The following is a 14,825-nucleotide window of genomic DNA, read 5'->3' as shown; positions in this document are numbered from 1 at the left end:
TATGAGCGCTTTGGGCGTTTCTGGGTTTGCTGTGCTGTTGTCTGCCTGTGGGGAGGACTCGAAGCCTGCTGGAGCGGCTACTGAGAGCCCTAGTTCTTCATCTTCTGCGACTGCCGTTGCCTCTGCTTCATCCAGTAATGGCCCATCACCGTCGTCGAGTGTGCCGCCGCATTATTCAGGGAAATCGAAAGCTCCGGAGGGGGAGTATCGTCCTGCGGATTTTTATGGTCCTGCGCAGAATGTTCCGAAGCCCAAGGCGGAGGAGGGGTATACGAATGCTTCCTTGGAGGGGATGCGTAAGACGGTGCAGGCGTGGACGGAATGGCGTAACTATGGCATGCAAACTGGAGATTATAGCGAGGCCAGAAAATTCATTAGCAAAGACTTTAAAGACGAACGGGATACTTACGATCTCAATACTGGACTGTATAAAGAGGGCGGGTGGATGATCGGCGGAGATTTAAGAAAATATGAGTTTCACGGTGAACCCATCAACCAGGGTAACGGTAAGTATGAGTGGAAGTTCTTTGTCGCTTGGCCGTATTACGTCTATGTTGACTCGGATGGGAAAACATATAAGAAAATTCGCAATGAAGATTATGAGAATAACTGGTTCATGATGACTCTTCATCATGACGGCAACCGATGGCTCATTGATAATGTTCATTCCCTGGCTATAGAAAAGAAGTAATTCCCTTGAACTCTCTAAAAACCAAAGTATTTTCTGGGTTTCTCTCGGCAACACTTGTGAGTGCATCCCTGTCCCATGTTCCTGCGGCTTTTTCTATAACTTGTAATAATGACACTCGCTCTTTTCAATGTCTAGATCAGACTGGAGGTGACCTTTGGGAACAGGGAAGCTCCCATGTGCCCAAACATGCTAATAATGACGAGCGTGAAACAAGTTCAAGTCAGGCTGGTAACGTTGAGGATATTGAGGCTTATAGGAGGTGGTATGGGGAGCATCATCATGGTGAGTTTGGGTTTGCGCAAGGTAAGAACGGTAACCAGCGGTCGTTCGGGTTTGATGTCGCTAATGACGGCTCGTACTGCCTTAGTCGTGATGGTCAGGCTGGCACGTTTGAGAAAGCCCCAAAGACCGGGCGTGCTATCCCGGATATGATCAATGAGCTCTATGGAAACAAATGCACCCTCAACGACCCGGAAGCAGCACAGCAAGCCCAAAGCGAGTACGAACGGATTATCACCGAGATGCACACCCATTTGCTGGAGCTGATCCCGGCGCACCCGCACCTGATCTTGGATAGTGCGCATCCACCACACACGAGTAAGGGTGAGGAAACGAATTTCTACACTACTCTAGAAGGAAGTTCTAATATTTTTGAAGGGGACTTACCGATCGGGCATACCAGGATTCGGGCGGTACCGGTGGCGTATCGGTATGAGTATGGAGACGGGCACGATCTAAAAACACATAGTGCTGGTAGCTCGGTGTCTTCACAGTATTCTGGTCAATCCTTGCATGAGACGTCGACGAGTTATGCGTATCCGCAGGTGGGGAATTTTCATGCCTATGTCACGGTGACGTATGCGGGTCAGTACAGTATTGATGGTGGGCCGTGGCAGTTTTTCGGAACCGAGGTGTCTCGTGTGAGTGAGCCGGTGCTGGTGCGGGTGTGGGAGTCTGAGGTGCACTCGGTGGGCAAGACCTGTACTGAGGACCCGGGAGCGCGGGGGTGTCCGGGTCATGCGGAGGAGCCTGATGTGGGGAATCCGAATCCGCAGTTGCGTAAGGTGGATGTGTATACGGGTCAGCGGTGGCATCTTGATGATGTGGGGGTGGGGGATAGTGAGGGTCGGTTGCACCCGACCTGGCCCAACATGTAAACAGATTGTCAGTATATAAAGAGTAATACCTCACATATAAAAACTGTTTTATTGTACAGGAGAAAGTCTCGTATACTCCCTGTCGTAAAAATTAGTATGACACTACCAAAATGTTGATAAAAGGTTGAACTTTTCGCTAAACATAAAGATTTGGTTACAATTTCCGAATATCTTTGAAGTTCGCTTACAGATAAGGCTAATGTTAGAAGTGAGGTAGTTCTGAAGGGTTACCTTGGGCAACAAAACTTCCGGGTTGCTCTTATATCGCACCGCACAACACGATTATTAGCGATTTCGCTAAAAACGCTATGTCCTGAAGATTTAGCTCTGACGCTAGAAACAGGACATAGCGTTTTTGTATATCCGGGGGAGGCAGAATATAAACTGGCCTCCTGAGCTGTTGAAATAAGAAGCATTACAAACATAGGGCTGTGGGTGCAGCATCTTGCGATGCCGCCCCACAGCCCTACAGTTTTAACGGAGCAAAGCTTTACCGAGTGGCTCGCTCTAGAAGCTGCAGTACGTTCTGGAAGGTATGTCCGGTTGCTTCGGTCATACCCTGTTCACAGGTGCGGTTTGATGACGCATATGCGGCGAACTCGTGCTCGTTTAGCTCAGCAGTCTCGGCACGGGTAGCGCTCTGCGTGAGCTCAGGGTGCAGCATGCCGCGGTCACCAGCGTAACCGCAGCATCCCCAGTTCTTGGGAACGTACACCTGATCGCTCATGGCGTTTGCAATCTTCTCAAATGCAGGCTGCACGCCCAAGTGAGTCATCGAGCAGGTAGGGTGCAGCGCCAGCGACGGCAGGGGAGTTGACACCGTGAGCTTAGGCAACAGCGTATCGGCAGCGAACTGTACCGAGTCAATAAGCTTCAACTGAGCGTAATCGGCCTCGTCTGCCCCCAAACCCTGCGTGATTTTATGCTCCACAGCGGCTGCAACTTTCGCGCGCATCACCTCAAGGCCTTCGGTGCACGAGGAAGCATCGCACACGATCGGGATGCGCCCGCCGTCGGTCGCCTGCCACAGCGCTTTGAGCACGCGGTCGCTCATAATCGAGTAGCCATCTGTATACCCCTTGGACTTCCACGGCGTGCCACAGCACATTTGGTCGATGTCCTCGGGAATCCGGTATTTCACGCCCGCCCGCTCGCAGAGACGAATGAACGCCTGGGTCGCGTTCACCGGGTCGTGCTTACCGTCACCATCAACACCGCCGAACATGGCGTTCACGCAGGCGGGGAAGAACACGATTTCGGGATTCGCTTCCGCATGAGGAACGCGTGGCGCGCCGCCGGCAGAAAGCCCCTTCTTATAGGCGGGTACCATGTCTTCGCCGAAGAGTTTACGACCAATATCGGTGGCTCCGCGTACCACCGGGAACGGCAGCATTTTTGCGGCCGTGAGAGCCTTACCCGCCACTTTATCGATCGCACCCCAGTGTTTTGAGGCGAATTTCCACCCGGCGGCACCGAGGGCATCCTGGTTCTCGGCACGCAGACGGCGCACCAAATCACCCGTGTTGATCAGTACCGGGCAGCGCGTAACGCACATGCCATCTACCGCGCAGGTATCCACACCGTAGTATTCGTATTCTTGGCGTAGGCGTTCGGCAAGTTTAGTATCACCATTAGCCTCTGCTGCAGCAATTTCGCGGCGTAGCACAATGCGCTGGCGCGGGGTCAGCGTCAAATCCTTAGACGGGCACACCGGTTCGCAGTACCCGCATTCCACACACCGATCGACTTCTTCTTCAACGGTTTCGGCAACCTTCAGATCGGTGGCATAATCGGTGTCTTCGTCGGCAAGAACCACACCCGGATTCAAGAAACCCTTCGGGTCGATCAGGCGCTTAATCTCGCGCATGACCTCAAAGAGCTCGTCACCGAATTGGCGACGTACAAACGGCGCCATAATACGCCCGGTTCCGTGCTCTGCCTTGAGTGAGCCGTCAGCATCCAGAATGAGCTGTACCATTTCTTCGGTGAAGTCGCGGTACCGCACAAGCTGCTTGGCATCGCGGAACTGCTCGTTGAGCATGAAGTGAATATTGCCGTCTTTTGCGTGCCCGAAAATGACTGAGTCCTGGTAACCGTGGGCATCAAAAAGGGCGGTCAAATCGCGGCAGGTAGCACCAAGTACGTCCACCGGGACCACCACATCCTCAAGCAACGCATTCGTACCGGTGGGGCGGTTGCCTGCGACTGTGGTGTACAGTCCGCGACGTGCAGCCCAGAGCGCATTACGCTCAGAAAGTTTGCTGGTCATTTCGACCGGCGACACCACCGGGAGGGTATCAAACATGGGCGCGGCAGACGCGGCAAGATCGGTGAGCTCCTGCTCAGAGTTTCCCTGAAATTCCACAAGCAGAGCCGCATGATCACGCACATCAATAGCAGCAAGAGCCTCCGCCGCCTGCCCGGTGCGCTGCGCCACGCGAATGCTGGTGGCATCCATGAGCTCAACTGTCGCCAGGCGGTTAGCCACAAGCTCGGGCACCGAACGGGTAGCATCCAAGAGGTTATCGAACACGAGCAGACCGGTTGAAACGAATTTATGAATGGGCAGAGTGCGGTAGGTTGCAGACGCCACGAACCCGAGCGTTCCTTCAGAACCGATCAGAAGGTGCTGAAGAATATCAACCGGCATGCTGTAATCCAGCAGGGAGTTTACGCCGTAGCCCATGGTGTTCTTCATGGAGTATTGCTGACGAATGCGCGCAACCGACTCCGGGTTTTCGACCACGCGCTTGTGCAGACGCAGCAGCCCCTCGTGAATCTCGGGTTCGAGGGCGCGCAGGCGGTCATCGGCATCGGGCGCAGAAGTATCGATAACGGTTCCGCTGGGGAGTACGAACACCATAGATTCCAGCGTGTTGTAGGTGTTGAATTCGGTGCCGGAAGACATGCCCGAGGAGTTATTGGCGACCACCCCGCCGATAGTGCATGCCGACCATGAGGCCGGGTCAGGCCCGAGCTTATACCCGTAGGGCGCCAGCATATTATTGACCGCCATCACTGTGGCGCCGGGCTGAACGCGCACCCTCTTGCCGCCGTCAAGCACCTCAATTTTCTTGAAGTTACGGCGGGTATCGACCATCACCCCGTCGCCGCTTGCCTGACCGGATAGAGACGTGCCGCCCGACCTGAAGGTGAGCGGCAGGTTGAAGGCGCTGGCGGCACGGAAAATATCGGCGACCGCCTCAGCAGAATCGGGGCGTACGATTCCAGCGGGTACCAGCAGGTAATGCGAGGCATCGTGCGCGATAGCGAGCCTGTCAATTTCTTTGACACTGGAATCGAGGGCGTGCGCGCGGGTTTCGGCGAGCATATGCTCAAGGGCGTTGGTGTAGGGGGAGTTCAGAGCTTCGGATGTATTGGATACAACTGTCATGGGCCTTAATCTCCTTACCGGTGTAGGCATAGTTCTCTTCCTATCCTTCCAGTATGTGCTTTTGCACACGTTATGTCTGCTTAGCTTTGGCTAGGCTTACACGCCGGAATACCCGTTTTACTGAGGTATTATGAGGGGAAACTATCGTTGATATTGTGTCTACCCTGAGCCGTTACCTGAAAATTTGCTGTGAACGCCGTAGAATGGTGATGTCCGTGCACCTGTACAGTGCGGATTAGTCTGCACGGCTGCGCCTATCCTGGCCCCGTACGCTGGGGGAGTAGGCTCCGTGCCTAACCTAAAGGAGACACATGTCTGCCGCTGAACTGTCAGCACCTATTAAGATCAGCTTATCCGGTGAGGAGCGCGAGGTTACTGCCGCCACCGCTGCTGAACTCTTTGCGGATAACGCGAAGATTGTGGTTGCCCGCGTGAATGGAACGCTGGTTGACCTTTCTCACAAGCTGTCTGAGGGAGATACCGTTGAGCCCGTTTTCATTGACGAACCCGATGGCTTGAATGTGCTGCGCCATTCTGCGGCGCACGTGATGGCGCAGGCGGTGCAGGAATACCGCAAAGACGCGAAGCTGGGCATTGGTCCCTATATTACCGATGGCTTCTATTTTGATTTTGATGTAGCTGAGCCCTTCACCCCCGAGGATCTGAAGAAGATCGAGAAGTCGATGATTAAGATCATCAAGTCGGGTCAGCTGTTCCGCCGCCGCGTGGTCACCCACGATGAAGCGGTTGAAGAGATGAAGAACGAGCCGTATAAGCTCGAACTGCTTTCGCTTAGCCAAGGCCCTGGTTCGGGCGCGGATGCCGCCGAGGGTGCCTCGGTTGAGGTCGGCGCGGGCGAGATTACGATTTATGACAATGTGCACCCGAAAACCGGCGAGGTGCTGTGGAATGACCTGTGCCGTGGTCCGCACCTGCCGAATACCAAGCTGATTGCTAACGGTTACGCGCTCATGCGTGCCGGTGGCGCGTATTGGCGCGGTTCTGAGAAGAACCCCATGCTTCAGCGTATTTACGGTACCGCCTGGCCCACGAAGGATGAGCTGGTGGAGTATAAGCACCGTATTGCCGAGGCTGAGCGCCGCGACCACCGTCGTCTGGGCAAGGAGCTTGACCTGTTCTCGTTCCCGAAGAATATTGGCCCCGGCCTGCCGGTGATTCACCCTAAGGGCGGCGTGATTAAGCGCGAGATGGAAGATTATGTGCGCGCCCGCCATATTGCTGAGGGTTTCCAGTACGTGAGCACCCCGCACATCTCGAAGGAAGACCTGTTCTACACGTCCGGGCATCTGCCGTACTACGCGGATGGCATGTTCCCGGCGATGGAGCTCGATAACGGCAACTACCGTTTGAAGGCTATGAACTGCCCCATGCATAACGAGATTTACCGTTCGCGTGGGCGTTCGTACCGTGAGCTGCCGCTGCGTTTCTTCGAGTTCGGCACCGTGTACCGTGACGAGAAGTCGGGCGTGCTGCAGGGCTTGACCCGTGTGCGCATGATTACGCAGGACGATTCCCACTCGTATGTGACGAAGGAGCAGGCACCCGATGAGGTGCGGCACCTGCTGAATTTCATGCTGAGCCTGCTGGAAGATTTCGGTATGACGGACTTCTACCTGGAGCTTTCGACCCGCGACACTGAGGGTGATAAGAAGGACAAGTTCATCGGTACTGATGAGCAGTGGGAAGACGCTACCGCCATTCTGGAGCAGGTGGCGAAGGAGACCGGTCTTGAGCTGGTGCCTGACCCGGGTGGGGCCGCGTTCTATGGCCCGAAGATTTCGGTGCAGGCGAAGGACGCGATTGGCCGCACCTGGCAGATGTCTACCGTGCAGTATGACTTCAACCAGCCCAGCCGCTTTGGTTTGGAGTACCAGGCTGCGGACGGTTCGATTCAGGAGCCGGTGATGATTCACTCGGCCAAGTTCGGTTCGATTGAGCGTTTCCTGGGTGTGCTGACTGAGCACTATGCGGGTGCGTTCCCGGCGTGGCTCTCACCGGTGCAGGTGATTTGTGTGCCTGTGGCGGAGGCTTTCAACGACTATATGACCGAGATTGCGGATAAGCTGCGTGAGCAGGGTGTGCGTGTTGAGGTCGATTACGGTTCGGACCGGTTTACGAAGAAGATTCGCACCGCCTCTACTGAGAAGGTGCCGTTCATCCTGATTGCTGGCGGCGAGGACGCGGAGGCTGGCGCAGTCTCATTCCGCTTCCGCGGCAACAAACAGGAAAACGGCGTACCCGTTGACGAGGCGGTGGCACGTATTGTGGAGCATATCCGCAACCGCGTGAACGAAGACCCCAAGCCCAGCACCGAGGATGCTGAGTAATAAGGGTTAGGATGCGGGTTCGCCGGCGATGCTGACTGCGGTTGACCGTGGTTAGCTGAGCCAGCGAACTTTGCACTGAACCTATATATAGAAACCACCCCCTTCGCGGCGACAAGCTGCGGAGGGGGTGGTTTTTGCGCGCTTTGAGGAAGCGGGGTGGGGGAGTGCGGTTGGGTGTAGAAAATTGTGTTGTGGTGGAGTTTTTCCTAGTCCGGGCGGGTGTCTTCGTGTTAGTGTAAGTGATGGTACTTACGTTCATTGCCGTTCAGAAGTGCCGGTAATTGTACGATTCGGATAAGGATGTCTGGAAGTTATTTTATAGCTGGTAGATTTCCTTGAATTACTTTGGAGGTATTAACGTGGATAAATTTGTTTATGACCCGCAGCGCAGGATATATGTTGCTGCTAGGCGTATTAATAGAGAAGCGGAGGGGAGGAGTTATAGTGTAGATGGTCATACTGTAAAGAATCTGACCAAAGAAGCCTTGGGGATAAAGAGTGACCCGGTTGATACGAGTAGTACACCGATTGGTCATCTTAATAGAGTGGTAAATTATCACATTAAAAATATTCAGGGTAGGGATGATTTTAAAGGGAATTTAGCAAAAGTTGAATTTCATGATATAGCTAATTCGAATAATTACATATATCAGGGAAAGCTTCTTCAAATAATTAATACTCCGGATGGAGCAAATGGTTCTGAAGTTTTTTCTGAAGATAATACGGTTATCTGGTTGGGACAGTACAAAGATGGGGACAATTATGTATGGATAGTTATGACGGGTACCCCTAATGGTCAGTTGCGAGATTTTGATGAATTAACGTATAAAGGCCGCAGTGGATCTGGTCTTACGGGAGCGTATAAAGCTCTAAAATCATTATCTGAGGGCGATTTGCGATTGTTGATCAATGAGAAGATGCTTAGTTCATCTTTTGTGGAAAATATTGCGCTAATGGTCAGTGATGAAATGCTGGTGAAGAAGGAAGGTGGAGCATTTCCCATTCGGACTCGATTCAGGCAGGAGCGTCCCATCTTTGGTATTCATGCGGCTGAACTAATACATGCTACAGTAATTTTTACAGTCGAAGAGCATGGTCCGATAATGATGGATATGCCTGATTCGAAAAGTCCTATAAAAACTAAGGAGTCACTATTGAAGGATGGTGAGTCAGGCGGGGAAGTAGATAGGATTATTTATGCGCGTCCTTATGTTATTCAAAATGCTTCTACCGATAAGGAAATCGAGGAAGGGATAATGAAAAAACTGAAGCGTAAAGCAATTGTTTCAGATTGGTTCCTTCCAATATTATCAACAGGACTCATTGTTGTAGGATTTATTGCAGGAAGAATTTTTCATTAGAGAATAATCTTGCATAGATAGATCGCAGATGCATAATTGAAGGGACCCGGCAGGCTATCCATCAGATAGCCCGCCGGGTCCCTTCTTCATACCGTTGCTATGCGCTTAGCCTGTTAGCGGGTGGTGCGTTCCAGCAGCTGCAGTACGTTCTGGTAGCTGTGGCCGGTCGCCTCCGTCATGCCCTGCTCACAGGTGCGGTTTGCCGAAATGTATGCGGCGAACTGCTTCTGCTCGCTCAGCTCCGCAGCCTCCGCCTCCGTAGCGCTCGCCGTCAGCTCCGGGTGCAACATACCGCGGTCACCCGCGTAACCACAGCAACCCCAGTTCTTCGGCACGTACACGTCGTCACTCATCGCGTTCGCAATCTTCTCAAACGCAGGCTGAGTACCCAGATGAGTCATCGAACAGGTCGGGTGCAGTGCAATCGACGGCAGAGGAGCAGACACGGTCAGCTTATCCAGCATATTGTCGGCGGCGAACTGCACCGCGTCGTACATGCGCAGACGCGAGAAATCCGGCTCGCCCGGCTTCAGACCGTTCACAATCTTGTGCTCAAGCGCCTCAATAACCTTCTTGCGCATCACCTCAAGACCCTCAGTGCAGGACGAAGCGTCACACACGACCGGCAGGCGGCCACCGTCAGTAGCCTCCCACAGGGACTTCAGCACACGGTCGCTCATGATCGAGTAGCCGTCGGTGAAGCCCTTCGACTTCCACGGGGTGGAGCAGCACATCTCACCAATATTGTCCGGGATGCGGTACTTCACGCCCGCACGCTCACACAGGCGGATGAACGCCTGGGTTGCGTACCGGGTCATGCTTGCCGTCGCCGTCCACGCCGCCGAACATGGAGTTCACGCAGGCGGGGAAGAACACAATCTCAGCGGTTGCGTCCTTGTGCGGCTTACGTGCCGGGCCACCGACCGGCAGGCCCTTCTTGTAGGAGGGGACCGTGTCGTCGCCCATGACCTTGCGGGCAATGTTGGTGGTGCCGTGCACCACGGGGAACGGCAGCTTCTGAGCCACGGTCAGGGCCTTGCCGGCGACCTTATCCATGACGCCCCACTGCTGCGCGGCAACCTTCCAGCCGGTAGCAGCCAGCTTGTCCTGGTTCTCAGAACGCAGGCGGCGAATCAGGTCACCAGTGTTAATGTTCACGGGGCAGCGGGTCTGGCACATGCCGTCCACGGCGCAGGTGTCGATGCCGTTGTACTCGTACTCCTTACGCAGATGCTCCGGTGAGAAATACTCGGTGCCCAACAGTGACATGAGCACCACCGCGCCTAGACGTTGCACATACACGCGGTCATCAACCATCCAGTCGAGGCAGGCCCGCTCCAGCTGCGGCAGGTTGGCTGCATTGCGGCCCTTCACACAGGCTGGGGAGACGGCATCCGTAAGAGTCCAGTTCGTCATATACGGCAAGAAACTGGTAATTTCCGTATGCCAGGTGGCAAAGTCACGTTCCTCATTCAGAAGCAGCACATGCAGCAGATCTTCTTCCTGAAAATCATGCGGAACTGCCGCTTTAAACTCCGTGACTTCCTGCGGATGTTCACGCAGCAGCTTCTTAGCGAGCTTGCGCAGCGCGGGCATGCGTACACCCAAAATCCGCGCAGGATCAACCGTAGGAATCAGCTTCGCCGTGAACTCCGCTAGTTTTGGTTCGGCAAGCTCGCGGACTGCCTGAGAAATTGATGAACTCATAGTTCTAGTCTCTCAGATGCGGCTTCTTTCTGTACTGGTCTGGGCCAAATCCCCGAAACAAACCAAAGCTACCGAACGGCAGGTGCCCTCACGCTAGTTCTGCAGCATCCGCAGATATGTGAGGAAAAACCGATATGATGGCTAGAGGAGGCTCGTACGCGAGCCAACAATTCACGGCAGACCTGCTTCAACGAAGAGCATGTAAGGATTGGGCAGTATGGCAGAGGCAAACGGTACAGAAACACCACACACCCGTACTGTACCCGAGCCTGACAGCACTACCTCCGCCGATACCGCAGTTGACCGCCCACACAATGAGCGCCGCACTAAGATTACCCGCGGCGAAGAAGGACTCACCGAATGGGAGCGCCGCACCGATAAACCGCTTTTTATTGCCTCGCTCCTATACCTTGTCGCTTACGCCGCACCCATTGTGAGCACACGCATTAGCGCACCACTTGACGGCATCCTCAATATTTTTCAGATGATACTGTGGGCGCTTTTCGCGGTCGATTATTGTGTGCGTCTCTATCTGGCGCCCCGGCGCATCTACTTCTTCACGCACAACCTGATGAACCTCGCCATTGTGCTTCTGCCAGCCTGGCGTATTGTGAGTTTCTTGGCGATGCTCCACATGACCGCCAACCGCCAGTACAAACTGCTCTCAGAACTGGCCGTTAAACTCTTCGGGTACACACTGATCTTCGTGATCATGGCGGCCCTCGCTATCTTCTCCATTGAGCAAGGTGCCCCAGGTGCCCTCATCAAAGATATCTGGACGGCGTACTGGTGGACTCTCGCAACACTGGCGACCGTGGGCTATGGCGACGTATACCCCGTGACCGTACCCGGTAGGGTTATTGCCGTGGTTGTCATGATTTACGGGGTTGGTCTGTTCGGCGTGATTACCGGTGCGCTTGCTACCTGGGTGATCGAAAAAATTAGCGGAGTTACTGAAGAAGATCACGCCGCAACGAAAGCCGATATTGAGGCACTTCACGCCGAAATCGCCGAGCTTAAGGCGATGCTCGCCATCCGTATGGGAGACGGCACGGTACATCATCCACCCGAAGAGCTCACCCAGGAATTTCTCGCCTCTCACCGCAATCTTGCCACTGATAACGAAGAAGACGATCACGAGCCCGAACAACCAATGGAACTGCTGGAAGAGACTAAGCAGACGCTCACGGTGATTCGTCAGAAGATCGCGGTGCGCCTGGGACGTGATTCAGATTAGAGCACACGTGAGCCGCTCGCGGAGTTAAATATACGGTTTAATAGGGGTATGAGCGAAAACCAGAATGCCCAGAACACGAACGTCACCGATGACTTCGAGCTGCCCGGCGTGCCCGATGCGTTCCAGCGGCTCTGGACACCGCATCGTACCGCTTATGTGAGCGGCGGGCAGCAGGATCATACTGAGAAAACCTGCCCGTTCTGCACAGCCCCTTCGCGTAGTGATGAAGAATCGCTCATTGTTTATCGTGGAGAGCACGCCTTCGCTCTGCTCAACCTGTACCCCTATAATCCGGGGCATTTGCTCATCTGCCCGTACCGCCACATTCCGCTGTACGACCAGGCAACCGAAGAAGAAACCCTTGAAATGGCGTACCTAACTCAGCGCACCATGCGGGTTCTGCGTAAAGTTTCCCATAACGACGGGTTCAACATTGGTATGAATCAGGGCAAAGTTGGGGGAGCGGGCATAGCCGACCACCTGCACCAGCATATTCTGCCCCGCTGGAGCGGTGACACCAATTTTCTACCCATTATTGCCCATACAAAAACTATGTCTCGAACCCTTGATGACATGCGCCAGATTATCGCGGATGGGTTCGCTCGCATGCCCGCATAGCCCCGCCTGAACGTTTCCGACAGTTATGTTACTTTGAGGGGCTATGAAACATTCACGTTAAGCCGCGTATGCAGGTATACTTCATGAGTGTTCCGAAGTCTTAACGCGACGTAAAAATACGCTCGTGACCTGCTCTTTAATCGCAAAATTGCTCTTGAAATCCTCCACACTAAACCATCATCTGGTACATTAATGCTTTTAGCGTGTGCATGTGGCAGGATAGAGATAGCAACATCACCGCTTGAAGCGCTCTTCCGGCTTCAACAATTAACCGCATACCAACCACTCTTGAAAGCTGGTTTGTTGATGACAACATCCGCCGCTGGGTACAAGCGTACCCTTTTATCTCTCGCTCTCACGGGCTGTATTCTAGCTACGCCTGGATGCGTGGCATCCTCTCCCATGAGCCACAGCGGCGGAAATTCCACGGCATCTGAGGATAACCGAAACTCCTATGACGACGCCAGCGGCAACCCAACGCCGACAGCGGAACCTTCCCCTGCCAAGATCAAGCCCAGTGGGCCTGCACTCTTGCCTAGCGGCGCTCAAGCACCCCTGACACCCAGTGAACAGAACCGTTATGACAACGGAGAATTTGTCGCAGCTACTGAGGAGCACCCCGCGTATAACGTTCACGAGCCTGAATTCGACCCTAAGGTCAAAGAGCAGGGTATTGAAGGGCCAGAAACGTTGCTTAAACGTCTCGCAAAATTCCATGAGTATGAGATTCTTACGAACCACGAAATGACTGATGAAGAGTCGCTGCAATTCTTCACCAAAGACTATAAATTTACCGAGCGTCCTTCGACGTTTGACACCCGCACCCCCGAAGACCGCGGGGATACGCCCGAAGAGTCCATGAAGTTTGACGATATGACCTCGGCGGGGTATTGGCCTGTGAACCCACTCTATAAGGTAGAGATTCTAAGCTCGGAAAAAGTCGGTTCTGGGGACTCTGCTGAATGGGTAGTGACGTATTCCTACAAACGCAACCGCTACGCCTGGTATAACGAGGAAAGCCTGCAAAACAACAAAATCTACCGCAACCGCGGTATGAACCGAGAAATGAAAGCCACGTTCGTCTATGTGAAGGGCGAAGGCTGGAAAATCAAAGAACTCGAAGTTTTGAAAAAGCTCTCCGTCTCACTCAGCAGCGACGAATTCTTCAAGAATGAGGAGTACTAGCCTCAGAGGAAAACGACAGCTCTATTCGCGTGTGAAAGGCAGGGTTACACTGAACGTATGAGGTACCCCAACCTGCTGGACTCAATTTTTAATGTTTCCACACCAGCCGAACACGCACATGCCCTCATCTGGCGTGATGTGTACTGGCGTGAAAGGCAGCCTTTTCTGCGTCTTGAACCCGTGGTGTTGGCGGATGCCTCAGGCGGCACTAGCATAAAACCCAGCGGCGATGTTATGAGCGTTCCCGTGACTCCGGGTGCGTTTCTTGGACTCCGGCTCGCGCTGGACGGTGCTGGGAACCTCCAAAAGTTCTGCGCCGGATACACACGTGGCAATACAGAAACCGGGCAGATACAGCGTGTAGCGTGCCCACAGGGGAACCGCCTAGAGAGCGGGAAACAATGCGAATATTGCGCCGCGCATGACGAGTTCACGGCTCTGCATACCGCACATCTTTACGCGGGAACGCTGACACCCGGAATGCGCGCCTACGCACAGCAACCCCACAGGCTTTATATCGCTACTTTTCCTGACGGAAGCTCTAAAGTTGGTACCAGCTCGCAACACTCAACACCGCGTCGTCTGGATGAGCAGGCTGTCGCCACCGCAACCTATATAGCCCAGGCGCCCGATGGGTTGCTAATTCGTGAAGCTGAGGATGCGGTAACTCGCATCGCCAATATTCCGCAGGTCAAACAGGTAGCGAGTAAATACCGAGCCTGGACTGAACCGCTACCCGGGGCTCAACTGCGGGCAGCGCATCAAAACACAGTGGAGCGCGCACATGAAGCACTTACCGAATCTGGGCTATTAACGCAGCTTATCGCCCTAGATGAATCCTGGGTTCCCTCCGTGGCAATGAACCGCCCTTACGCGGCGTTGCGTGCGCAAAACCCGGAACCACTCGACGCATTCCCCAGCATCCTCAAAACCCACGAAGCAGGTTTCTTCTGCACCGGAGCCACAGGAAAATTCATGACCGCTCACGTTGGAGATCCGGATGCCGCCGTGCTGATCAACACCGCAGAACTCGCTAACTATGTGGTGGAGCCGACGGATACTCTCAGCACCGTCACGGTACAGACATCGCTTTTCTAAGTTGTCGTGTTCAAAACTTTCTGAGGGAT

Annotated in this window: 11 protein-coding genes; 8 read left to right on the top strand and 3 right to left on the bottom strand. The window is 54.0% G+C overall.

Annotated elements, in window-relative coordinates:
- The first annotated feature begins 1 nt into the window (after position 1).
- Together HMPREF3164_RS08405 and HMPREF3164_RS08400 are read left to right on the top strand one after the other, a co-directional pair.
- Entirely contained in the window at positions 2-691 is a 690-nt protein-coding gene (locus tag HMPREF3164_RS08405; RefSeq protein WP_070450528.1) for a DUF6318 family protein, read from the top strand.
- Between the two features lie 176 nt (positions 692-867).
- Positions 868-1,848: a hypothetical protein gene (locus HMPREF3164_RS08400; RefSeq protein ID WP_070450407.1), complete on the top strand. Its 981-nt coding sequence runs from the start codon at positions 868-870 to the stop codon at positions 1,846-1,848.
- A 490-nt stretch (positions 1,849-2,338) separates the two neighbouring features.
- On the opposite strand, the gene HMPREF3164_RS08395 is transcribed toward HMPREF3164_RS08400, so the two are convergent.
- A complete protein-coding gene (locus HMPREF3164_RS08395) occupies positions 2,339-5,242 on the bottom strand; it encodes an FAD-binding and (Fe-S)-binding domain-containing protein (RefSeq protein WP_070450404.1) in 2,904 nt (967 codons plus the stop codon).
- A gap of 311 nt (positions 5,243-5,553) precedes the next feature.
- On the opposite strand from HMPREF3164_RS08395, the gene thrS reads away from it, so the two are divergent.
- Together thrS and HMPREF3164_RS08385 are read left to right on the top strand one after the other, a co-directional pair.
- Positions 5,554-7,590, top strand: a complete 2,037-nt coding sequence (gene thrS, locus HMPREF3164_RS08390; RefSeq protein ID WP_070450401.1) for a threonine--tRNA ligase — start codon at positions 5,554-5,556, stop codon at positions 7,588-7,590.
- Positions 7,591-7,949: 359 nt separating this feature from the next.
- Positions 7,950-8,951 carry a hypothetical protein gene (locus HMPREF3164_RS08385; protein ID WP_070450398.1) on the top strand — a complete coding sequence of 334 codons (1,002 nt, stop codon included), beginning with the start codon at positions 7,950-7,952 and terminating at the stop codon, positions 8,949-8,951.
- 113 nt (positions 8,952-9,064) lie between these two features.
- Here HMPREF3164_RS08385 and HMPREF3164_RS10960 read toward each other — a convergent pair whose 3' ends face one another.
- Together HMPREF3164_RS10960 and HMPREF3164_RS11425 are read right to left on the bottom strand one after the other, a co-directional pair.
- Positions 9,065-9,769 carry a heterodisulfide reductase-related iron-sulfur binding cluster gene (locus HMPREF3164_RS10960; RefSeq protein ID WP_246822654.1) on the bottom strand — a complete coding sequence of 235 codons (705 nt, stop codon included), beginning with the start codon at positions 9,767-9,769 and terminating at the stop codon, positions 9,065-9,067.
- Positions 9,729-10,658 carry a DNA alkylation repair protein gene (locus HMPREF3164_RS11425; RefSeq protein ID WP_246822653.1) on the bottom strand — a complete coding sequence of 310 codons (930 nt, stop codon included), beginning with the start codon at positions 10,656-10,658 and terminating at the stop codon, positions 9,729-9,731. The genes HMPREF3164_RS10960 and HMPREF3164_RS11425 overlap by 41 nt, the downstream gene beginning before the upstream one ends.
- A gap of 217 nt (positions 10,659-10,875) precedes the next feature.
- Between HMPREF3164_RS11425 and HMPREF3164_RS08375 the strand changes: the two genes are divergently transcribed.
- The 4 genes from HMPREF3164_RS08375 (at position 10,876) to HMPREF3164_RS08360 (ending at position 14,796) form a co-directional block, all read left to right on the top strand.
- Positions 10,876-11,895, top strand: a complete 1,020-nt coding sequence (locus HMPREF3164_RS08375) for a potassium channel family protein (protein ID WP_070450395.1) — start codon at positions 10,876-10,878, stop codon at positions 11,893-11,895.
- 48 nt (positions 11,896-11,943) lie between these two features.
- Complete coding sequence (locus HMPREF3164_RS08370) at positions 11,944-12,513, top strand: HIT family protein (RefSeq protein ID WP_070450392.1); 570 nt, start codon at positions 11,944-11,946, stop codon at positions 12,511-12,513.
- Positions 12,514-12,819: 306 nt separating this feature from the next.
- Positions 12,820-13,698, top strand: a complete 879-nt coding sequence (locus HMPREF3164_RS08365; protein WP_004004768.1) for a DUF6318 family protein — start codon at positions 12,820-12,822, stop codon at positions 13,696-13,698.
- A 57-nt stretch (positions 13,699-13,755) separates the two neighbouring features.
- Positions 13,756-14,796, top strand: a complete 1,041-nt coding sequence (locus HMPREF3164_RS08360) for a DUF2797 domain-containing protein (protein ID WP_070450389.1) — start codon at positions 13,756-13,758, stop codon at positions 14,794-14,796.
- Positions 14,797-14,825 lie beyond the last annotated feature (29 nt).

This window comes from Rothia sp. HMSC08A08 (assembly GCF_001808385.1).
Taxonomy (GTDB): domain Bacteria; phylum Actinomycetota; class Actinomycetes; order Actinomycetales; family Micrococcaceae; genus Rothia; species Rothia dentocariosa.
Note: the sequence above shows the minus strand (reverse complement) of the source record. Positions and strands in the feature narration are given on the sequence as shown.

Coding starts and splice junctions, on each gene's coding strand:
- HMPREF3164_RS08405 (WP_070450528.1), top strand. CDS start 2: ATGAGCGCTTTGGGCGTTTCTGGGTTTGCTGTGCTGTTGTCTGCCTGT.
- HMPREF3164_RS08395 (WP_070450404.1), bottom strand. CDS start 5,242: ATGACAGTTGTATCCAATACATCCGAAGCTCTGAACTCCCCCTACACC.
- thrS (WP_070450401.1), top strand. CDS start 5,554: ATGTCTGCCGCTGAACTGTCAGCACCTATTAAGATCAGCTTATCCGGT.
- HMPREF3164_RS10960 (WP_246822654.1), bottom strand. CDS start 9,769: ATGACCCGGTACGCAACCCAGGCGTTCATCCGCCTGTGTGAGCGTGCG.
- HMPREF3164_RS11425 (WP_246822653.1), bottom strand. CDS start 10,658: ATGAGTTCATCAATTTCTCAGGCAGTCCGCGAGCTTGCCGAACCAAAA.
- HMPREF3164_RS08375 (WP_070450395.1), top strand. CDS start 10,876: ATGGCAGAGGCAAACGGTACAGAAACACCACACACCCGTACTGTACCC.
- HMPREF3164_RS08370 (WP_070450392.1), top strand. CDS start 11,944: ATGAGCGAAAACCAGAATGCCCAGAACACGAACGTCACCGATGACTTC.
- HMPREF3164_RS08365 (WP_004004768.1), top strand. CDS start 12,820: ATGACAACATCCGCCGCTGGGTACAAGCGTACCCTTTTATCTCTCGCT.
- HMPREF3164_RS08360 (WP_070450389.1), top strand. CDS start 13,756: ATGAGGTACCCCAACCTGCTGGACTCAATTTTTAATGTTTCCACACCA.